The 20714-nt window shown below is 42.3% G+C and carries 25 protein-coding genes; 21 read left to right on the top strand and 4 right to left on the bottom strand.

What is annotated here, in order from left to right:
* Positions 1 to 504 precede the first annotated feature (504 nt).
* The 12 genes from AC1XUE_RS14800 (at position 505) to AC1XUE_RS14745 (ending at position 7675) form a co-directional block, all read left to right on the top strand.
* Complete coding sequence (locus AC1XUE_RS14800; protein ID WP_483356756.1) at positions 505 to 747, top strand: helix-turn-helix domain-containing protein; 243 nt, start codon at positions 505 to 507, stop codon at positions 745 to 747.
* 158 nt (positions 748 to 905) lie between these two features.
* The gene (locus tag AC1XUE_RS14795; RefSeq protein WP_483356755.1) at positions 906 to 1388 is read left to right on the top strand and encodes a hypothetical protein; all 483 of its coding nucleotides are present in this window, start codon (positions 906 to 908) and stop codon (positions 1386 to 1388) included.
* A gap of 80 nt (positions 1389 to 1468) precedes the next feature.
* On the top strand, positions 1469 to 2650 hold the full coding sequence (locus AC1XUE_RS14790; RefSeq protein WP_483356754.1) for a hypothetical protein: 1182 nt from the start codon (positions 1469 to 1471) through the stop codon (positions 2648 to 2650).
* Positions 2651 to 2851: 201 nt separating this feature from the next.
* A complete protein-coding gene (locus tag AC1XUE_RS14785; RefSeq protein ID WP_483356753.1) occupies positions 2852 to 4453 on the top strand; it encodes a type I restriction-modification system subunit M in 1602 nt (533 codons plus the stop codon).
* Positions 4434 to 5513 (top strand): PDDEXK nuclease domain-containing protein, encoded by a 1080-nt coding sequence (locus AC1XUE_RS14780; protein WP_483356752.1) that lies wholly within the window; start codon positions 4434 to 4436, stop codon positions 5511 to 5513. Before AC1XUE_RS14785 ends, AC1XUE_RS14780 begins: the two co-directional genes overlap by 20 nt.
* A 32-nt stretch (positions 5514 to 5545) precedes the next feature.
* Complete coding sequence (locus tag AC1XUE_RS14775; protein ID WP_483356751.1) at positions 5546 to 5932, top strand: hypothetical protein; 387 nt, start codon at positions 5546 to 5548, stop codon at positions 5930 to 5932.
* Entirely contained in the window at positions 5929 to 6129 is a 201-nt protein-coding gene (locus tag AC1XUE_RS14770) for a hypothetical protein (protein WP_483356750.1), read from the top strand. Before AC1XUE_RS14775 ends, AC1XUE_RS14770 begins: the two co-directional genes overlap by 4 nt.
* Positions 6126 to 6485 carry a restriction endonuclease subunit S gene (locus tag AC1XUE_RS14765; protein ID WP_483356749.1) on the top strand — a complete coding sequence of 120 codons (360 nt, stop codon included), beginning with the start codon at positions 6126 to 6128 and terminating at the stop codon, positions 6483 to 6485. Before AC1XUE_RS14770 ends, AC1XUE_RS14765 begins: the two co-directional genes overlap by 4 nt.
* 33 nt (positions 6486 to 6518) lie before the next feature.
* Positions 6519 to 6662 (top strand): transposase, encoded by a 144-nt coding sequence (locus AC1XUE_RS14760; protein ID WP_483356748.1) that lies wholly within the window; start codon positions 6519 to 6521, stop codon positions 6660 to 6662.
* 13 nt (positions 6663 to 6675) lie between these two features.
* Positions 6676 to 6801: a hypothetical protein gene (locus AC1XUE_RS14755; protein ID WP_255699441.1), complete on the top strand. Its 126-nt coding sequence runs from the start codon at positions 6676 to 6678 to the stop codon at positions 6799 to 6801.
* Positions 6802 to 6818: 17 nt separating this feature from the next.
* On the top strand, positions 6819 to 7382 hold the full coding sequence (locus AC1XUE_RS14750; RefSeq protein ID WP_483356747.1) for a DDE-type integrase/transposase/recombinase: 564 nt from the start codon (positions 6819 to 6821) through the stop codon (positions 7380 to 7382).
* A complete protein-coding gene (locus tag AC1XUE_RS14745) occupies positions 7367 to 7675 on the top strand; it encodes an integrase core domain-containing protein (RefSeq protein ID WP_483357997.1) in 309 nt (102 codons plus the stop codon). The genes AC1XUE_RS14750 and AC1XUE_RS14745 overlap by 16 nt, the downstream gene beginning before the upstream one ends.
* A gap of 4 nt (positions 7676 to 7679) precedes the next feature.
* Here the strand turns inward: AC1XUE_RS14745 and AC1XUE_RS14740 are convergent, their stop codons facing one another.
* The 3 genes from AC1XUE_RS14740 to AC1XUE_RS14730 all read right to left on the bottom strand — a co-directional run bounded on the left by AC1XUE_RS14740 (position 7680) and on the right by AC1XUE_RS14730 (position 10274).
* The gene (locus tag AC1XUE_RS14740; RefSeq protein ID WP_483356746.1) at positions 7680 to 8378 is read right to left on the bottom strand and encodes a hypothetical protein; all 699 of its coding nucleotides are present in this window, start codon (positions 8376 to 8378) and stop codon (positions 7680 to 7682) included.
* Positions 8379 to 8440: 62 nt separating this feature from the next.
* Positions 8441 to 9379: a sce7725 family protein gene (locus tag AC1XUE_RS14735; RefSeq protein WP_483356745.1), complete on the bottom strand. Its 939-nt coding sequence runs from the start codon at positions 9377 to 9379 to the stop codon at positions 8441 to 8443.
* 10 nt (positions 9380 to 9389) lie between these two features.
* Positions 9390 to 10274, bottom strand: a complete 885-nt coding sequence (locus AC1XUE_RS14730; RefSeq protein WP_483356744.1) for a sce7726 family protein — start codon at positions 10272 to 10274, stop codon at positions 9390 to 9392.
* A gap of 463 nt (positions 10275 to 10737) precedes the next feature.
* On the opposite strand from AC1XUE_RS14730, the gene AC1XUE_RS14725 reads away from it, so the two are divergent.
* The 9 genes from AC1XUE_RS14725 (at position 10738) to AC1XUE_RS14685 (ending at position 20351) form a co-directional block, all read left to right on the top strand.
* Positions 10738 to 11181 carry a hypothetical protein gene (locus AC1XUE_RS14725; RefSeq protein WP_483356743.1) on the top strand — a complete coding sequence of 148 codons (444 nt, stop codon included), beginning with the start codon at positions 10738 to 10740 and terminating at the stop codon, positions 11179 to 11181.
* 41 nt (positions 11182 to 11222) lie between these two features.
* Positions 11223 to 11591 (top strand): hypothetical protein, encoded by a 369-nt coding sequence (locus AC1XUE_RS14720; protein ID WP_483356742.1) that lies wholly within the window; start codon positions 11223 to 11225, stop codon positions 11589 to 11591.
* Positions 11592 to 11986: 395 nt separating this feature from the next.
* Entirely contained in the window at positions 11987 to 15130 is a 3144-nt protein-coding gene (locus tag AC1XUE_RS14715) for a DUF3427 domain-containing protein (RefSeq protein WP_483356741.1), read from the top strand.
* A 609-nt stretch (positions 15131 to 15739) separates the two neighbouring features.
* Positions 15740 to 16669: a hypothetical protein gene (locus AC1XUE_RS14710; protein WP_483356740.1), complete on the top strand. Its 930-nt coding sequence runs from the start codon at positions 15740 to 15742 to the stop codon at positions 16667 to 16669.
* Between the two features lie 63 nt (positions 16670 to 16732).
* A complete protein-coding gene (locus tag AC1XUE_RS14705) occupies positions 16733 to 17317 on the top strand; it encodes an RNA polymerase sigma factor (protein ID WP_483356739.1) in 585 nt (194 codons plus the stop codon).
* On the top strand, positions 17304 to 18437 hold the full coding sequence (locus tag AC1XUE_RS14700; protein WP_483356738.1) for a hypothetical protein: 1134 nt from the start codon (positions 17304 to 17306) through the stop codon (positions 18435 to 18437). The genes AC1XUE_RS14705 and AC1XUE_RS14700 overlap by 14 nt, the downstream gene beginning before the upstream one ends.
* A gap of 4 nt (positions 18438 to 18441) precedes the next feature.
* Positions 18442 to 19467, top strand: a complete 1026-nt coding sequence (locus AC1XUE_RS14695) for a hypothetical protein (protein ID WP_483356737.1) — start codon at positions 18442 to 18444, stop codon at positions 19465 to 19467.
* Positions 19468 to 19497: 30 nt separating this feature from the next.
* Positions 19498 to 19938 carry a hypothetical protein gene (locus tag AC1XUE_RS14690; RefSeq protein ID WP_483356736.1) on the top strand — a complete coding sequence of 147 codons (441 nt, stop codon included), beginning with the start codon at positions 19498 to 19500 and terminating at the stop codon, positions 19936 to 19938.
* Between the two features lie 119 nt (positions 19939 to 20057).
* Positions 20058 to 20351: a hypothetical protein gene (locus tag AC1XUE_RS14685; protein ID WP_483356735.1), complete on the top strand. Its 294-nt coding sequence runs from the start codon at positions 20058 to 20060 to the stop codon at positions 20349 to 20351.
* Here AC1XUE_RS14685 and AC1XUE_RS14680 read toward each other — a convergent pair.
* Complete coding sequence (locus tag AC1XUE_RS14680) at positions 20335 to 20712, bottom strand: hypothetical protein (protein WP_483356734.1); 378 nt, start codon at positions 20710 to 20712, stop codon at positions 20335 to 20337. The genes AC1XUE_RS14685 and AC1XUE_RS14680 overlap by 17 nt on opposite strands.
* Positions 20713 to 20714 lie beyond the last annotated feature (2 nt).

Here is a 20714-nt window from a genome sequence, read left to right as displayed (position 1 = left end):
ATCCTGCTCGTTTTCAAAAGATGAAAACGACAATGCATTAGCCGTCAACTGACGGTAAGATCATGTATATGAGAATTGCGCTTAGTCCGGAGGACAAATTACAAGGGTGATGATGGCAATCATAAGCGTTAATCAGTTTGTGCTTCCGTAGGTACGGCAGCGTTCGACAAAAATTAACTCTAAGCCGGTTCCCTGATTTGCGGCAGTAAGGGAAGCCTATAAAAGGCGTGGAACTCGGCTTATCTCATTAGAGGTACTGGTATACCATGCAGGTATAAGCAAAACCCATGCCTAGGTCGTGAGCTATTCTGCTTGTTGTCTCGCTGCAAAAATTACCAGTTTTCTAATGTGAGACACTAAGCGAATGCTTCAAATTTCTTTGTGAAGTATCGCGGTAACAACATCAAACTGCGTAAACGGCTGATATTGTCACAACAAATATACAAAACAATACATTTAATGGCACATGTACCATTGCAAGAATTTTGATTTATAAGGCTCTTTGTGAAAAAACAAACTGTGATTTCACAAATTGAGCTATATATTATTGAAAAGGTCAAAGAAAGGCGAATAGAACTCGGTCTTTCGCAATTGGCTTTATCGCAAAAGCTCGACATGAATGACAGCTTCGTTTCCCATGTGGAATCTCCCTCCAAACGGGCGAAGTATAATGTAAATCACATTAACGCACTTAGTAAGGTGTTGGAGTGTTCGCCAAAGGATTTCCTACCTGAACTGCCATTATAGGATCTATTTATCTTCTGATTTCAACACTATTACGAATAGAATTTACCGTTAAATAAGATCGTACAAAATATTTTGACGATTTGTGGCAGTAGTTCTATATTGCTCCGATTACACAAAAAGTGTGATCAAAATCATCCCCACCTCTAAATGACGTTGCAATGAAAAAACTTCTATTCGCCCTTCTGGCGGTTGTTTCCATATGCTCTTATACCTATGGTCAAGGTCAACCTATTGAAATTGAGTATGATCTTTACAACAACTCATTTGTGGGGGAGCGACCGTTGGGTAAAGACATTGATTGGAAACAAGGTGTTACTATTAAGTTAGTAAATGTCAATCCTTTTCTTTACAAAATCTCGATTAAAGAACAACATAAGAATACCCTGTTAATAGCAAACGAAGGTCAAAACTTAGCAAACCCGGTTTCAAGCTTTGGACAAAATCAGCCTCAAATTGACTTTAGTAAATTATCTCAGCTAAACTATCTATCAGCCGACGTTCCAAAAGCAGGTCGATCCCAGACTGTTCAGGATGCGGATGATAAGGTTCAGCATACCAGATCATCTTATGTCAATGATACTTTAAGCTTAAAAGAAGCTGAATTAAGAAAAAAAATTTACACTCAGAAATTCTTGCTCTGACTGTTGAGCAAGCAAAACTTCCTGACACAGACCCAACAAAAGTTGCTGTCGACGACAATGTAAATTCAAAAAATGAAGAAATGAAAAAGTTGGATGATCTGATTACTAAACTGCGAGCATCAACCCTTGCAAGCCTGACTGATATGAATACCGCCCAAACTCAATATCGGAAGGCTACCCAAGACAATACAGATCTAAAATTTAAGGTCGAAACATTATCTTTGCTTCTAAATGAGTACAAAAAGTCTATAATTCAACTACAGGAGATTGAGTTATTTTACAATCAGCTTCTGGCGTTGGCATATTCTCAAAGCATCCCTCCAAACCTACTTGATTCGTTAAAATTAGATCTCACAAAAAGGACTTTTGGGATAGTTGGGAAACCTGATCTGTTGAGAATTTTTAATGACAGAAAACAAAATGTCGATTTGAAGCTAGGTCAGTATTTGGAGGCGTCCCAAGACCTGATTTACTTTACATTGTCCTCGCAAATAGTTGAAATTAAAGCGTACAAAACTGTTGCTGAGAATCAAGAAAATAAGGTAAGGGATTATCACAAACAAGTGGATCAACAGCTTTTAAAAACTTGCGTTGAAAACACAATCAAGCTTTACGATGCAATCACCCCTCATAACTTCACAATGACTCATCAGAGCTATCTATTTGACGACGAGGCTTCCGAGGTTGGATATACCATTGTAGGTGAACCTGTTCAAAATTCAACCTTTTCAATGCCCGCAAAGGCAGTAAACGTACCTTTTGCTCTACCTATTAGGAAAGGACTAAGGATTGATTTCAGTACTGGTCTTTTTGTGAATTTCCTATCGCAACCAGAGTACTTTTTTGAAAAGCACGACGAAACTCAAGTAATCGTCTCAAAAAAAAATGATCCCAATAATTATGTTCCGAACATTGGCTATTTGTTTCACTTTTACCAGCGCGGCGGACACTGGGGAGGGGCTTTAGGAGCCAGTACAGGTTTGGATGGTAAATCGCTCAAATACTATTTGGGAGCATCGTGGATGCAAGGGAGAAGTCAACGTTTTGTAATAAGTGCCGGTCTGGCCGGTTCACAATTACAAGTACCAGTGAACTCACAATCAGTTGGTAAGACCCTAAATTCTATTGAGTATCCGGTTACACAGGCGGTTGTACTATCTCCTGCCTGGAAGGTGGGAGCATTTGTGAGCTTCACATTTAACCTAACAAATTCAAACAAAAACCAGGGATCAAACATTATTGTACAGGGCAACGCTAAGTAGTAGGTCTGCTGTTCTGCCAGACTTCAGCACGATAACAAAAACCTTCCCAGGTATTGCGTTATCGTGATTTCAACTGTTAGCAATTCCAGGTGTGGGATATCCGCAAGTCTAAAATCATTCAATTCTTTCAAACATAATTACAAATTTTTTGTTACTTTCAGTTTCAAAACCAACCCAGTCAGTACGCGTACAATACCCACAATGGCCAAGGTAAAAAAAGAAGAACAGGAAGAAGCGTTAGAGAAAAAATTATGGAAAGCCGCAGACAAGCTCCGTAAAAACATGGATGCGGCTGAATACAAACATGTTGTTTTAGGATTGATTTTCCTCAAATATATATCCGATGCCTTTGAAGAGTTGTTCAACAAACTTCAAGCAGGCGAAGGTGAATTTGAAGATGCAGATCCGGAAGACCGGAATGAATACCTGGCGGAGAAAGTTTTCTACGTACCGCCATCTGCCCGCTGGACCTGGCTGCAAGGTCGCGCCAAACTTCCTACCATAGGAAAAGATCTGGATGATGCCATGGATGCCATTGAAAAAGACAATGCTTCTCTTCGTGGTGTGTTGCCGAAGGCCTACGCACAGGAAAAGCTTGATAAACAAAGTCTTGGCGGACTGGTGGATCTGGTCGGAACGGCTACTTTGGGGACGAAGGAAGCGCAAAGCAAGGATTTGCTCGGAAAAGTATTCGAATATTTTCTTGGCGAATTTGCATTGGCAGAAGGTAAAAAGGGCGGACAGTTTTACACGCCGGGTAGCGTCGTTCAACTGCTGGTAGAAATGCTGGAACCGTATGAAGGCCGTGTATTTGATCCTTGCTGCGGAAGTGGAGGTATGTTTGTGCAGTCGACCAAGTTCATTACCGCACACCAGGACCATTACAAAAAATACAACAATAATCTGGCGTTGAATCCGCTCGACCGTATATCCATTTACGGACAGGAAAGTAACCAGACCACCTGGCGACTGGCCAAGATGAACCTCGCCATTCGTGGGATCGACAGCAGTAATGTGAAATGGAACAACGAAGGTTCTTTTCTGAATGATGCCCATAAGGATCTCAAAGCAGATTACATCATTGCCAATCCACCCTTCAACGATTCCGATTGGAGTGGCGAGCTACTCAGAGAAGACGCACGATGGAGCATTCTGGGACAAGCCCTCGTTCCGCCTCCCGGCAATGCCAACTACGCATGGATACAACATTTCTTGTATCACCTTGCACCAACCGGTATGGCTGGCTTTGTGCTTTCCAAGGGTTCGCTCACAACCAATACTTCCGGCGAAGGTGATATCCGAAGGAAACTCATTGACGAAGATCTGATCGATTGCATCGTGAACCTTCCCACCAAGCTTTTCCTGAACACGCAGATACCGGCTTGCTTGTGGTTTGTGCGCCGGAACAAAACAAATCGCAAAGGTGAAATCCTTTTTATTGATGCCCGAAATGAAGGACATTTGGTAAGCCGTAAAAACCGTGAACTCAATGAGACAGACGTGAATCGGATCTCCGGAATATACCATGCATGGCGCACCGGCGAAGGTGAATATACCGATGTACAAGGTTTCTGTAAATCGTCATCCATTGAGGACGTGGCAGCGCTGAATTACGTGTTGACGCCTGGCCGTTATGTGGGGCTTGCTGATGAAGAGGATGATTTCAATTTCGTTGAACGCTTCGCTTCTCTGAAACTGGAACTGGCAGCTCAGATGAAAGAGGAAGCGGAACTCAACAGGCGGATTGAGGAGAATTTGGCAAAGATCATTTTACCCGTAACAGATGGAACAATCGCTGGTTAACGACATACGGACAATTCTTGCCGGAGCGAGAAAACAGGCTTACACGGCGGTTAATTTTGCAATGGTACAGGCCTATTGGCTAGTAGGCAAACGAATTGTGCAAGAAGAGCAAGGTGGAAAAGAGAGAGCCTCGTATGGAGATTTCCTTTTGAAAGAACTTTCGAAATCGCTCTCTGGCGAATTCGGAAAGGGATTTTCCTATGCCAATTTGAAAAATTTCCGTCAGTTCTATCTGACATTTCCGGATACTGAAAAAAGCTACGCACTGCGTAGCGAATTACCGGCAAAGGAATATCCTGCTATACTGGCTGACCTGAGAAACGAGTTAACCTGGACACATTATCGCCTGATCATGCGTGTAGAAAATGTTGCAGCCCGAAACTTCTATATACAAGAAGCAGCTAACCAGCATTGGAGTAGCCGTGTTCTGGAAAGAAACATCAACACATTTTACTTCGAGCGAATACTTTCTTCCAGGGAAAAAGGACATTCAATTCAACCGGAAACAACAACAGAAAAACATACAACCAATGATTTTATCAAAGATCCTTACGTTTTTGAATTTCTGAACATTCCTGAACCGTATACAACCAGCGAGCGAAACCTCGAAGCCTCGCTGATCGAAAACCTTCAACAATTTTTACTCGAATTGGGTAAAGGGTTTTCCTTCGTGGGGCGCCAATTCCGTATCAGTACCGAAACCTCTCACTTTTACATTGATCTGGTTTTTTACAATTACATATTGAAGTGTTTTGTGCTCTTCGACCTGAAAACGGGCAAACTCACGCATCAGGATACCGGACAAATGGACATGTACATCCGCATGTTCGATGACCTGCACATGACCGAAGGGGATAATCCCACCATAGGAATTATACTGTGCAGCGAAAAAGACGAGACCGTGGTAAAATACTCCATCCTAAAAGAAAATGAACAGCTTTTCGCGACAAAGTACCGGTTATACCTGCCATCAGAAGAAGAATTAATAGCTGAAATTGAACGGGAAAAATTACTGATTGAAAGAGACACAATGAAGAAGAATAACTTAGGCGATCTTTAAGCCGCATTACCTACAACCCTCTGAAACTTGAAATGAAAACGTTTACCCTCATCATACTTTTCCTCGTGTCGCTGACTGCTTCTGCGCAGGAAAGTGATACGATTTATTACAACAAACGAAATATCCTCACACTGGCCGACTTCCAGGGTAAGCCCGACGTCCGGGCCGACTCCATCCGTTCGTTTTTATCTGTGACGCTACAAATGCGCAGGCTGAAAACCAATGTCTGGACAGGATATAGCACCTATGAAGCACACGCCATCGCCTACAAAAGCGGTTCGTGGATGAAGGTTGAAAATGATACCTCTATGCTGCGATACCAGCAGTACTCATTTAAGATGACAGAACTAATTGCTCAAAAACTGGAAAAGGAAGTGAACGAGGCGAAGATATTGCTCAAAAACTGGAAAAGGAAGTGAACGAGGCGAAGATTAATGCCAGATGGCAGAACAAAATTGACAAGATATTTGAGAAGTACGACCGGTTCGCAAGGCAGTGCTACCGGGTGTATGAAGCCGAAACCCAATTTGGACTTAACAACGCCAAACGTGCGGAATGGGAAGCAATGATTGACAAGGGCCAGTTAAAATTAGAAATTGAAAATAGTAGAAAATGAGTGAGTGGAAGGAATATAAGTTGGGAGATGTTGTCACTTTTCAACGTGGATTTGACATTACAAGTAAAGATCTAATCGATGGCATCTATCCTATTGTATCATCATCAGGAACAACTGCTTGGCATAATCAATTTAAAGTTAGACAGCCCGGTGTTGTGATTGGACGAAAAGGAACTCTTGGTAAAGTCTATTATTTGGCCCATGATTACTGGCCGCATGACACCACACTCTGGGTTAAAGACTTCCATGGCAATCATCCACTATTTGTTTTTTACTTTTTAAAAACATTAGGTCTTGGTGAATATGATGTTGGTTCTTCTAATCCAATGTACGCTTCCCTCAAAATAGGACAGTGAAGAATTAGACAAATTTTCTAATTTTAATCTGTTATGAAAGCAAAAACATTCACAGAATCACAGATTGTCAAAATCCTCAAAGAGCTGGATTCGGGCAAATTAGCGGCCGATGTTGCCCGCGAAAATGGCGTTTCAAAAGCCACCTTGTACAACTGGCACGGTCCGCCGCCGCGGTAAAAAATATGGCGGCATGGGAGCTTCTGAGCTATCAGAATTGAAGGCGTTGAAGGAGGAAAATCGTCGTTTGAAACATATGTATGCAGAATTGGCTCTGGATCACAGGCTTGCAAAAGAGATCATCGAAAAAAAGCTTTAAAGCCTGCTCAGAAGCGATTGATTGCTTCCGATATTTGTCAGGAAGTAGGAGTTAGCATCGAGCGGGCATGTAGAGTTTTGCAAATTAGCAGGAGCGTTTTTTATTATAAAACGGTCAAAAATGACACTCCTGTGATTGATATGCTCAATGAGCTGGCAGAGGCGCATCCGACAAGAGGTTTTGATTGGTATTATGGCAATTTGAGGAACAAAGGCCTGCTCTGGAATCGAAAGCGAGTGCTGCGAATCTATAGAACTATGAATCTCAAATTGAGACGTAAAAGGAAAAGGCGCATTTTAGTAAGACCCAAACAACCGTTGGTGGCCGCCAAAGCACTAAATGAAACCTGGAGCATGGATTTTCTCAGCGAGGCATTGAGTAGCGGTAGACGTGTACGTGTTTTGATTGTCATGGATGACGCTAATAGAGAGGCTCTTGCGGCATATGCAGATTATTCAATTTGTGCTGAAAAAGTTATCCAGGTTTTGGAGCAGTTAGAACCGGAAAAGGGGCTGCCGCTATCACTTAGAACTGATAATGGACCGCGCGGCGGCCGCCGGAGTTCATTAGTAAAAAATTAGCTAAGTGGTGCGCTAGAAATCACATTGAGCAAAAGTTTATTCAACCAGGCAAACCAATGCAGAATGGATACAATGAAAGGCTGAACAGAACATATCGCGAAGATGTATTGGATGCATATTTTTTTGACACGTTAGAGCAACTAAGAATTTTATCTGATCAATGGCTGGAAACTTACAATAGCAAACACCCCCATCGATCAATGAAAGGACTTACCCCAAATCAAAAGCGTATCTTGCTAGAGGAGGCAATGAAAGAAAAAGAATTAACTGTTGAAAACCATACTTTAGTCTAAACTTCTATTGACCTAAAAAGGGGAAGCCTACAAGTGGAGCCGTAGTGGTAAATTCTGCCAGGGTAACGGTCTCATGCAAGCTGATACGTGTTTCATAAAGCGTAGTTTCTTGATCGTTGGATATGTACAAATAAGGAATACCAACAGGGTTTGCTCTTCCGGCATTCGTCTTTTCTTTGGGTGGCTTACCCATTTCATTATTGGCGAGCTGCTTATCCGATATTCGTCCTCGATAAAATGTGATTCCGCTTTGATAGGTTTTATTGAGCCTTTCAAAGACAGACCTGAGTGTATCGGTATCTATCATTTCTGTGAGAAAAAACCGGTTTGTACTTTTTATCTCAGTTGTAAATACATCCCATTTCAAGCCCAGCTCCTGAGCATCAGTGTTATACTGCGGAATGAAATAGACGGACTCTTCGAATAGTCTACGGTCGTAGTTTGCAGATTCCTTTGCTATGCTTTGCAAAAGCAATTGACACTGCCCTAACGCTAGTACACGCGTGTCGAATAGGTTAGGCCAGTAGGATAATATATGATCAAAGATCATCACCGGCTCTCCATGAGAATCTGCCGGATCGAAATCGGAAACCACTGCATAGGTAGATAGCAGGTTATCAAATTTATCTGCGAGAAGACTAATATGAATTACCGGTACAGACGGCGTATTCGAAAACGGACATAGAGACACATGGGTTGACATCGCCCCTATAAAATTCCTTAGATAATGATCGGAGAAACAGTTTGCGCTGCAATACATGTGTTTCAAAGAAGTGATTGTACCAGTTCGATGTGATGCATGATTGACAGTTTTTTTATAATTCCCAGTCCTGGAAAAGCTTGCCGCTCGTAGTAATCTTTAAATTGGCGAATTGCCAGGGAATCTAAATTACGGCTGTTGACAAACTTTACCAATTTTGTTAATGCCTCGTAGAATTTACCCGCGGTATCTTCGATACCATCATTGCTATCAGATAGAAAATGACAAATTCGGATATCTTCGCTATTGGTATCTTTATAGGTTAAGTGAATAGCGACAGCATAAGGTAACATTCCTCCTTCGATATAGTCGCCACCAATTGTCAAATAATCAGCGAAGCCTTTGTATCCTTCTTCATTGAAATAGAAATAATCGTTCGAAAAGTTTTCGTCCGGAGACTGTTCGTAGTCTGCGTTTTTTTTCTGCTTTACAAAAGGATCGTTGAGGTAGGAGACGATTGTTTTATCGTACTTTCTTTTCAAACCAAAAATATGATTGATTTGAATAAAAACATTTTTTGCCAGTGTATTTCCTACAACGGTTGCCAGTTCGTTAGTGGATGTAATTGTATTGAGTTGAACAATACTGTATCCAGTTTGATCATAGCCTCGGTCAGCGATCGCAGACCTGAAGAAAACGAAATCTTTTTCACTGTTTATGATAAAGGTGGGCACAACGTTGGTGACACCATGCTCAGGTAAATTGCCTATAAAGTCGGCTACCTCTACCTTATTTCCCTTGAGGTCGCCATGCTCGGGATTTACAATAAGCTGTATTTCTATTTTTTGCCGGGCAAGTGTTTTTGCCGCAGTCAATATGCTTTTTAGATCCTTTTTGACCGGCTCAATAATAGGTGATATTTTTTCCGGATCTAGTGGTAATGCCGCTAATTCACGAAGGGCTAATAGTTCAAATTGTTTACCACGGAGAAAGGGGAAATACATGGAGAGTCATTTAAAGTTTACTGTTCAATCTTTTAGTTAAAGTAAGATAAGTATTTGTATCGAGATTGAGATGGTAGCACGAAAACTTTAAATATTCCGGCAATGTTCCGGATACAATTATGTCGTTTGTTTCTTTGTTAATTCTTCCCTTAATGACCTGCAAGTACTTTTTCTGAACAGATTCAGTATCATATTGGCTGACCACATTTAGGCATTCAGCAAAAAGTTTAACAGGGGTTGCGTGCGGGATATATCCACATACAAGCCGGGTCATTTCTATATATTCATTTTTACGAAGCGATTTGAACATCACAGCGCAGTCAAGCATTGTGTTGTTGATCCTTGCAGCACGATGGACTGATATTCGGCCGTTCTGCGCAAAGGATAATATACCCACTTCTGGTTGCACGAGTTGCTCATATTTCTCGATCAGGCTTACATGCGTAACAATATACACCTCGGAGAAAGCCTTGTAATAGTCCGAGATTTGTGAATTCAGACGTTCAGCAGAGTCAAGCTCAGTTTTTATCTCAAAGACTTTGTTAGTGCCGTTAACGAGCACTGCATCCGCCTTGGACTTCCCAATCCTAAACTCATTCAAAAGAATAGTGTCTGTGAGCGAATAATTTTTTAAAACAAAATCATTGAGTAGCGCAGATTTATAAACGTACTCATAGCGATATTCAGATAAGAGATGTTGATATGCGTAGTTAATTAATTCATTGACTGTCCTTGGTTTATCTGCTCCCATGTTGTCCCACGAAAGCATTTTTTTCATCTTTTTTATGTATACTCCTGACTTGTCTCCTGTTATCACCGCCTTCAGCGCAGCGTTATTGATCAGCCTTGATAAAGGCCTTGCATCAATGGTGTCATAGGATTTTTGAACAGGCATTTTTATACTGTCGGTATGATGTAAACTAGCACTACATCCTGTGTAGACATTACAAATTTAGCGAAAAGTGGGGTTAATGTAGCATTCTGTATCTGCATTGGCGAAGAGAAAGTGCATTAGCAATAACATCCAGTGAACATATCAGGCACATCGTTGTAGTTTGGTATCTTGTACTCGATGAAATCTCGAAAGAGTAGGTATTATTTACAGTTACGCAAAATTTCGGAAAGTGCTGCTATCATAAGCATCAAAATAGCTGCTATCGAGCATGAGGGTATCTGTACAGGATCGGGTATGTGCTAAATATAGTAACGTACATGATACTATAGGATATCTCGAGCCAGAAAACTTATTATACGGTATAATGGACCGGATTACTTGTTAGGAATCATCCGTTCATTATATTGTGATAAAATTTAGTAGATAGAGTTAATAATTTGCTTTCAAACTAATCAGCAAACTCATGAAATATTCAACAACAATTGGCCGGATCGCTCTTTATTATAACGAGTGCAAGACAGCTTCAATTGCTTTCAGTGATTTGCCAGTCTTCTATCTGTTATATTTGTCATCCTTTGATGACGCCCAATGGCTTTCTTTATCGAATGACTACACCGTCTTTATTTTAATGATTGTTCCTTTAATTGTTTGGTATTCAGGTTGGTTAAGAGATTTTGTTGCGCGTCATGAGCGGCTTGCAAACTTTCTCGAACCACTCATGGTAACTTGGCTATTAAGCAGTATGTGGTTTGCTTCTGTTTTTTCATTTTCGCAGGCATTCGAACTATCTGCAATGTATCAGAGTACGGGTTCGTTTTTCATTCTGTTTTTCGCAGTGGGCTCGGTGATCTATCCCCAAAAAAATATCCGCCCCATCTTCTTTGTAAGATCTAATGATAAGTTTTAGAAAAGGGTAGGGAATGATCTTGAAATCTAAAATTGAATAGTTTGGATCATAGTATTAAGTTGGTTGAGTTAATCGCCATCGTGATAAGTATTATTGGGATGGCTCTTGCCTGGATCACTTTATTGGTGCCGATAAAGCAGTTCTTGGGTCAAAAAAAGCTGGAGGAGAAAGATAAGCGCTTCAAAAACTATCATCGACTGATTGATGATCTGGTGGGCGGTAACGGTAAGGGCACTATGGCTCAGAGGCAAATGGCGATTATTTTTGAATTGCGTAATTATCCTGAATATTTCGAGGTCAGCGTGCGTATACTTCAAAGCCTGTTGGAATTCTGGAAGCAGACCTCTCACCCTGATATAATACGGGAAATTGAAGTTACTTTGGACCAAATTACCAGAAAGGTGCAGTAACAGATAAAATTGTAAATCCAGAAGATTGTCGCTAGGAAGGACTCTGCCAGCATCCTTTTGATGCTTGTGATTGCTGTGACCAGGTTGAATACGACCCCCATAGAGTTGATTATGTAGTTGTGGGTGAGATGCCATCTTGCATCAATCTTCGGTAATAACATTGACAATCTGCTCCTGATTGTTTCTAAGATTAATCGAATTACCGGGCTCGTAAAGAAACCATGCAAAATACCCCCATGCCAGTTTGGAAACTGTTTTTTCAAGGAAGCAGATTATCTGCTCTCATAAATAAAGTCCTTTTCTGCCGCTAAGGTCACAACACATAGGTTACTTGACATTTGCACAAATATTACTTTCTTGCATCTTTGCCCTATTGATACCTCCCCGATTGTTTTATGCAGCAAGGCCTTTACGAAAATCTAATTACTAAGCTTATCGCCTCAAAGCTGAGCTCTTTGGACAAACAACAGTTCTTTGTGAAAGAAACGGCGGTCGAAAAAAGTGAAGTAGCTCGTTTGCTTAGTCAACACGTTAGCCATCTATTGAACTATGGTCTGAGTTTGATAACGGGTGATGACAGTATTGAAAAGCAAATAGAACTGTCAAACAAGCTTATCAGGGCACTTCGAGAAGAATTAGATCACCGCGATTTCGAGGATGACTTGATTTCAGTGAATGGAAAGATATTGAATGCGGTATTTAACAAAATCGATGCTGATAGCTCGGACTTCGAAAAGTATGTTAAAACGATTACCCCATTTACTGGCTTGGGGCAAAGCGAATTGTTCACCGGCTCAAACGTGGGACTTTCACATGAAAGCGAATTAAAAAAGGAAATCCTCTCTTCGGATAAGATATATTTTTTGGTTTCCTTCATAAAGTGGTCCGGCATCAGAATATTTCAGAAAGAGCTTGAAGAGTTTACCCGTAAAGGTAATTCTCTTAAAATCATCACTACGTCTTATATGGGCGCGACTGATCTGAAAGCGGTCGAGTTTTTGGCTGGATTACCAAATAGCGAAGTAAAAGTATCATACAACACTGAAAACGAGAGGCTTCATGCTAAATCTTATTTGTTCTTTCGTAATACCGGTTTTCACACTGGGTATATCGGTTCTTCAAATCTTTCTAGGAGTGCATTAACCAACGGCTTAGAATGGAACTTGAAAGTTACCACTCAGGAAGTCAGCCACATCATAGACAAATTTGCGAAGACTTTTGAGACTTACTGGCAAGATTCAGAATTCGAATACTTCCGACCAGGCGAGCATTCAGTGAAGCTGAAAACCGCTCTAGGAAGGGAGAAAAACAAGGGAGAGAGTGCCGGAAATTCCTTCTTTGATATAAAACCATTACCCTTTCAGCAAGAAATACTAGAACGGCTCCTTGCAGAGCGGCAACTTCACGGCAGAAATAAAAACTTGATTGTGGCTGCGACCGGGACTGGCAAAACGGTAATTTCGGCATTTGACTTTAAGAACTTTCGAAAAACTCTTCCTAACGCAAAGCTACTTTTCATAGCCCATAGAAAAGAAATACTTGTGCAAGCAAGGGCGACTTTTGCAGGCATTCTTCGCGACAACAATTTTGGAGAACTTTGGGTGGATGGCATCGAACCGGACCGGTATGATGTGGTGTTTGCATCGGTGATGACACTGGTGAACAGGATAGAGGAATTGCCACTTTCAGAGAGCTATTATGATTTTATCGTGGTCGATGAAGTGCATCATATTACAGCTAATAGTTATAGACCCATTTTAAGCAAATTCAAACCGAAGGTGCTTTTAGGCTTGACTGCAACTCCTGAGCGGACAGATGGTGCTAATATTCTTTCAGACTTTTGTGATACAATTGCTGCGGAGATAAGGTTGCCTGAAGCATTGAATAGGAAATTGCTTTGTCCATTTCAATATTTCGGAATTAGTGACAGCATCGATTTATCTGGTTTGAGTTGGCAGAACGGGCGTTATCTTCCCAGTGAGTTGACACGCATATACACTCAAAATGATCTTCGGGTGGGGGAAATAGTGAATCACTGCAGAAAATATCTCACAGATCATCAGGATGTCAGAGCTATCGGATTTTGTGTGACTCGTGAGCACGCAATGTATATGGCAGAAAAATTCTCACTTGCAGGATTAAAAGCGGATTATTTAACAAGTGGAGGCAATCGGGAGGATTTAAGATCTACCATTAAGTCAAGGCTATTGCGGAAAGATATCAATTATCTTTTCGTTGTCGATATTTTCAATGAAGGCGTTGATATACCAGAAATTGATACCGTACTGTTCCTTCGGCCTACCGAGAGTTTGACTGTGTTCCTTCAACAACTCGGCAGGGGTTTACGATTGTCAGAAGGGAAAGAATGTCTGACTGTATTAGACTTTGTCGGTAATGCACGGTCCGAGTACGATTTTGAGGGCAAATTTAGGGCATTGATAGGAAAGACTAACACCTCGACTTTAGAAGAACTGGAACGTGACTTTCCGCATTTGCCGTTAGGATGCTCTATCGTTTTAGAGAAAAAGGCCAAGGATATTATCTTAAAAAACATTCGTTCGGCGAGCCAATTGAATACGAATCAGTTAGTGGCTAAGATCTCAAATTTTCAACATCAAACCAATCTTCCCCTATCGCTTAAAAATTTCACTGAGTTTCATAATATTCCATTGCAGGCGATTTATAAACGAGGCACTTGGAGTAAACTTTGCCACCTGGCAAACCGGCTGGATGAGCTACCAATGATCAACGAGACTGAAACAAAAAGAGCAATTGAGAAAAAGTGGCTCTGTTGTAATTCATTTAGCTATTTGTCCTTTGTCTTGAAATTGGCAAGACAGAACTTCCGTGTGGATATCAATGTATTGTCAGAGCAGGAAAGACTAATGCTGACGATGCTGCATTATGACTTCTGGCAGACAAGTGGGGGAGCTGAGAACCTGGCCGAGAGCATAGCCAGGATTGGGGAAAATCAACAGCTCACGTTGGAAATAGTCGAACTGCTTGCCTTAGTGATTGACAAGATCGCCCACATTGAACTGGATATTGATCTTCCTTTTGTTCAACCACTGAAGGTACACAGCAGGTATTCAAGAGAACAAATTCTAGCTGCTTTCGGAGATAGTACATTCGAACGAAAATCAAGCAATCGGGAGGGTGTTGTAAATCTAGAATCGAAGAATGCGGAACTGCTGCTAATAACACTTGAAAAAACAGAAGCTAATTACTCTCCGACAACATTGTATAATGACTACGCGGTTAGTGAGAAGATATTTCACTGGCAGTCGCAGAATACTGCCAAACCCCAGACTGGCAAAGGACTTTCCTATATTACTCAGAGGGAAACAGGAAAATCAATTCTACTTTTTGTCCGAGAGAGGAATAATGATGAATATAACAATACGATTGCCTACGTCTTTTTAGGGTTAGCTGACTATGTAGATCATTACGGTGCAAAGCCGATGAGTATCAATTGGGAATTACGCGAGTCTGCTCCCCATTATATTTGGAAAGAGATGGCAAAAATGGCAGTCGGGTAGTCGCTTCATTACAAGTCTGGCATGTTTGACTTTCATAAAAATGAATTTCGATAGGCTTCCTTGAAGAATTTCGGTGCTTTCTGTTAACGATTTCTGAATTCGCAGAGAAACTCACCTTCCTAAAGCTCACGGTACCAAAAGTACCTTGGGGTTCAGGAAGGTTTCCAAGGGGTCCGGGGATGGAATACTCCCCGGGGAACGAATGCTGATGTGCTGTCTGATGCAGATTACTCCAGAACGTTTAGGTTGCAATGTCCGGCTGAGACCGAAAAAATGCAGTTCAGAGACAAATAGCTGCTTTAAGGTAAAATACTTTGGTACTTCGTAAGCTGCGACAGGTGGCCGGTAGCCGAAACACCCTGTAACAGAACCTGCAATGTATTCAAATAATTGATGTGATTCGAAAAGCCCACATCGGCCTTTTGCTTTATCCTAAACGATAAATGACTTCATCATTACATCCGCCGATTGTTGATGTCAGATCTGTTCAGAATAAATTTTTCTCCACCGTGCATCGTATCGGTATTTCACCTGTGTCTTAGGAGTAGATAATGGCAATTCGATCTGTTATAATCTGTGTACAAGTCAAACTTTCGCACGAGAATCCTGATGAAAACTGTACTTTTTTATTTAATGACCGTATTGGCAGCCTGCCTCCTATCCTGCGATAGAGTGGAGGGTCTGCGGCCGGAAGAGGGGGAGATTTCGAAAGCAACTGCTGCGCTTATTGCTGACCGTTTCCCGGATGCAGCGAACGTGACATTCAGGACCATCGATAAAGACCGGTTATGGGAAGCACGTTTCGAACAGGGTGCTGTTTCTTATTATGCAGGGCTGCAGGCTGATAAAATCCTGGCGGTGCACCGGCTTCTGGGTAGCAGTGTCCCGGATTCGATAGACCGGATTATACGCAGTAACATTCCGGTGGCCAGGACGGGCCAGTTGTCAGATTACCGCCAGGAACTGTTCATTGAGGGTGATACCGAAACCTCCCGCTACAGGGCTATGTTGTCTGTTGACGGAAATGATTACCTGGTCAAATGGAATTTTAACGGTAGTGCTTCCAATGGAAAAATCAGGGTTCAGATCGCCATGCATGAATACTCTATTTTCGAATTTGATACCGATGTCCGTACTGAGCCGTTACCGCCGGCATTGAAGGCTTTTCAGGACCGGACACAATACGTCGTGGTAAAATTAAAAACGAAGGTACTGGATGTAAATAAAATGCACTTCCATTTCGTGCCGGAGAACCGGGACGCGGCCATGATTCTGGACAATGAAGGCGTTCTGATTGGTTCATATAACTTTATAGAAGGGTATAATTCATTTGATGAACTTCCGCTTTTGTTACAGGTCAGATTAAAATATTTCGGCACACAGAATTACCAGACATCGGTATTCAGCGGCAAATTCCAGGAAGACAATAACACAGGTTACCGTATACTGACCTGGTCAGATACGGTAACCGCCGATTTTTTCTTCGACCAGAACGGTGGGTGGCCGTCATTTAGCTACGCACTTGCTGTTAATTTATGAAGGGAGGAATTGTAGGATGACTCTCCTGATTTGTGATCACCAGAATGGGGCTGCCTTTAGCTGATGAAGTTTTTTTTGAACAGAAAATATAACGATGTAACCGAATTGGTAAGAGCCTGCCAGAGGCTGGACCCAAAGGCGCAGACAATATTCTATGACCGCTATAAGTCGGAGCTGACCGCTATCTGCAGCCGTTATGCAAAAACAAAGGCAGAAGCGGAGGATATCTATCAGGAATCGTTTATCAAAGTTTTCAATAACCTCTCAGAAGTAGCAGATCCCAACGCTATCGATGCATGGATCAAATCAATCGTTGTCCGCACGGCAATTAATTACTACCATTGGACGACAAAAAACGAACTGCGTTTTACAGGTCCAGAAGACCATGAAGCAGCTATCGAATCTGACGACTACGAGCGGATCATTGAAACAATGCGGCTGAATGACCTCAGAGACATTATCAGCAAACTGCCTGATGGTTACAGGATCATCATTAACCTGCACCTGATAGACGGATATTCGCATGTGGAAATTGCAGAAATGTTAAACATCTCCGACAGTACGTCCCGGTCACAATTTTATCGCGGACGAAACCTGTTGATCAGAAAGTTACAGCAATACGGCATTAATAGTTATGAAATACCCTGATGACCAGATAAATGAGCGGTTGCGCAAAGCGCTGCTTGCCAGATTCAGCCAGATTCAAGACCAGCCGGATCCGGCCCTGGCAAGGATCGTATTGGGCTCGGTCGCACCTGGAAACCGGATGGCGCAACAGGCCCGATGGATTCTTACGGCGCTGTTTGTTCTGCTTTTTTCCATATCACTTTACGATCCGAAATTGCCAGCCAGAGTGGTCAGCAGAGAAGCATCACATGTCCCGGTAAATCCTGAAAGGATACATGGAACTGGAGAAAACCAGCCAAGGGGAGGCATTATCCCATCAGCAGAGAAAGAGATCCTGTCTTACAGGCCTTCTGCAAGCAGTGTTGTCACAGCGACGGCAGATCCGGAAAAATCCGTCACGGGTACTTTTTCTTCTTCGCCCTATAATCCGGGCAGCAGACTTGCGGAAATGCCTGATTTGAAGCTTCTGGAAAGCCGCCCGGCTGCGCCTTCCGAAGGAATTCCTCTTCCGCAGATTGAATCAGTTCATCAGAGCCGGCGCACTCCTGTATTAAAACAAAAGTGGGGTCTGGTACTGGGTTTTACGCCGATGAACACCTCCCATCTGGTCAGAATTAACTCTGCCAATCATCAGGGATATCAGAATTTTCATTTCCCGGAGAATTTTTCGTCGCAGAAAAGTGCGTGGAAAGTTCAGGCTGGTGCAGAGTATAAAGGCTTTCAGCTATTGCTTCATTATGCACGTGTAAAGCAGATCTTTGAATACGAACTTGCTACTGACGAGTTCGTTCTGGATGCACAGAAAAACCCGCTTCGTAAAGGGATAGAAAAACAACTTGATCAAACTCTGGAATTTACAGGCCTGGGGATCAAAAAGAACATTGACCTGACAGCCGCCGGACTTAAAAATTATTTTGTCAGTGCCGGGCTGGATTATTCAAGGGAACTGACCTCTAAACAAAATGCTTTCTGGGTAACGGTAAGTGCTGGCCGCCAGGTCTGGCTTCACCAGAACACTTATCTGATGGTAGGGCCGTATGCTGAGTATTCGCTCAACAGGTTAAATACCAGCGAAAGAGGTTTTCAGCTTCAGCCGTATCAGGTAGGTTTTTCGTTTAATCTCAAATATAAAATCAATTAGCCATATGTTTTCCACTCTGTTCAATCCGGTCCGGGTACTTGTTTTCCCATTGTTTGCTGCCTGCATTTTGTCCTGTAGCCGCAGCAAGGATATCCCACCCTCTGAAATTACAGAAATGAACCCGACGACAGCTTTTGAAATTTATGATTCTCTGACCTCTGTGCAGGGTACAGTGATTAAAAATATGCAAATCGACCGCACGGTTTATACCTATAACGGGGATTATCCGCCCGTTTCCTATAAGATCAAATCGGTTTACAGCTACGAATATGACCAGAAAAACCGGCTGGTCAAATGTGTCTATAACGCTGACGATTACCGAAGGACCAGGACCACACAACTGGAGTACGGCCTGGACGGCTTGATCAGCAAGGTGACAATGAACTGGTATACCCCTCAGGGCACTCCGGGCAAAGCTATGGTATGGTTTTTCAGAAAGGAAAACGGGATTTCTAAAATTACACCTGCCGGAACCTCCGTACCGTTTTTCCCACCTTTGAACCCGGCTAATGATGACTATAAAAATCTTGTGATGATCGGTGCTGACAATAAGATCATCCAGATGGGAGGTACCGAGAATGGATTTATGAGTAACTATTCTTCATTCAGCTACGACAATGAGAACAATATCAAGCAAATCATCTTCAGTTCGGTAACCACAGAGGGACAGCAACTGCATATCCCTTCCCTGGCAGGATTGGAATATACCAAATACGTCCGCTCACCATTTACTTCTTCCAGCTTTGCACTGGTGCATCATTTTACACAATATTCCGGCTTTAGTCCTTCAAGCGATATGCTGGACTTTGGTGTGAATATGCCTGTTAAAACATATACACACGAAATTATCAGAGAAGAGAGCCCTTCAAGCCGTTTCGGCTACCGCTATGGCAAGAGCGACTATGATTTTCATTATGACTTTGTATACCGTTATAATTCGAAAAAGTTTCCGGTCTCCGCTGTAAAAACAGCCGGATACGCCGGAAAACAGGTCGCGTATGTAGATTCTATCCACTTTCAATATCGATGAACTACCCGAATTATCTGTCCCTGAATCAATATGAAATCCTGGATGTTTTCCGCTTTGGTGCCTTTGGTGTTTGCATGTTCTAAACGTAACGTGATTTTACCGGATGCTTTACTGTCTGTACATCCTGTCTTCAGGGATTCTACGGCCCGGCACCGTCAGGGATACAATCTGGCAAATGGTGAACATATACCATACGACAAGCAAGACATGTTTCTGAAGCAGTATCTGACTGGACACCTGGATTCTCTGGGCTTTATCCCGGCAGATTCCAGCCTTGGACGTATTGTCAGGATTGTGCAAAGCTCAAAACCATTCAAGCCAGTTCCATTACCCATTAAGGTAATACAATTCTCTGAGTTTGGATATGTGAAAACAAAGGGCGGGAAGGTAATTGCTTATGCAATGCATACCAATTGTTTTCACGATTTCACCAATAACAGGACCTATGTGCCTGAAGATACGCTGCGATGAAAGTGGTCAGCTGTATAGGGGCTCAAACTCAGTACGAAACACTGCTTCAGTAGCTGTTATCAAAGGTGGGGATCAAATTTAGTTTTGTCCGGTCAGAGCCGTATCAGCCCTGGAATTGCTTGGAAAAAGGACATGCTTTGGCTGATTTTTATTGTGTACTATGTAGTATTGCAATGCACACAGAAAATATCCTCTCTGAGGTAAAGAACGTGGAGCAAGGCTTTACTGCGGTGGAAGGCATTTTGCGTATCCTGAGGTTTGCCAGGCGCGAGGGTGTTCGACGGGTAGTAATTACCTCTAACTTCGGTGCGGTTGGCTTTACACAAACCGATAAGAGCAGGCAAACTTTAACTGGCCGCGCCGGAATTACATTTACGTGGTACCGGCGCCAAAGGTTTAAATTGTATACATAACCTTCCGCCCTAAAAGCACAGCGGGCAGGACTCCTGAAGCCAGTGACAGCCAAAAGATAAAGGGGTGTATTGTCGACACCCAAAGCCAGGCTGTTACCAATATGATCAGGCCGCCAACGATCAGGTTTTCCCTTATCGTGCCGCCAATACCTGTGGTGACCATCCCTCCGATGGCGCAACTGACCAATACGCACAATAGTTTGATCGTAAACTGAAGAGTGCCTGTTGAAGCCAGATTTGGATCGGTAAATATTTGCAAGGATGAAGGGAAAAACATCCCCTGCAACTTGGCCAACACAGAACTTAACAATCCTATCGTTCCAAATCCGATCAGTATGGAAATAACTTTTCTAAGATTCATCG

It is taken from the genome of Dyadobacter sp. HNCC25DJ187 (genome assembly GCF_056895255.1).
Note: the sequence above shows the minus strand (reverse complement) of the source record. Positions and strands in the feature narration are given on the sequence as shown.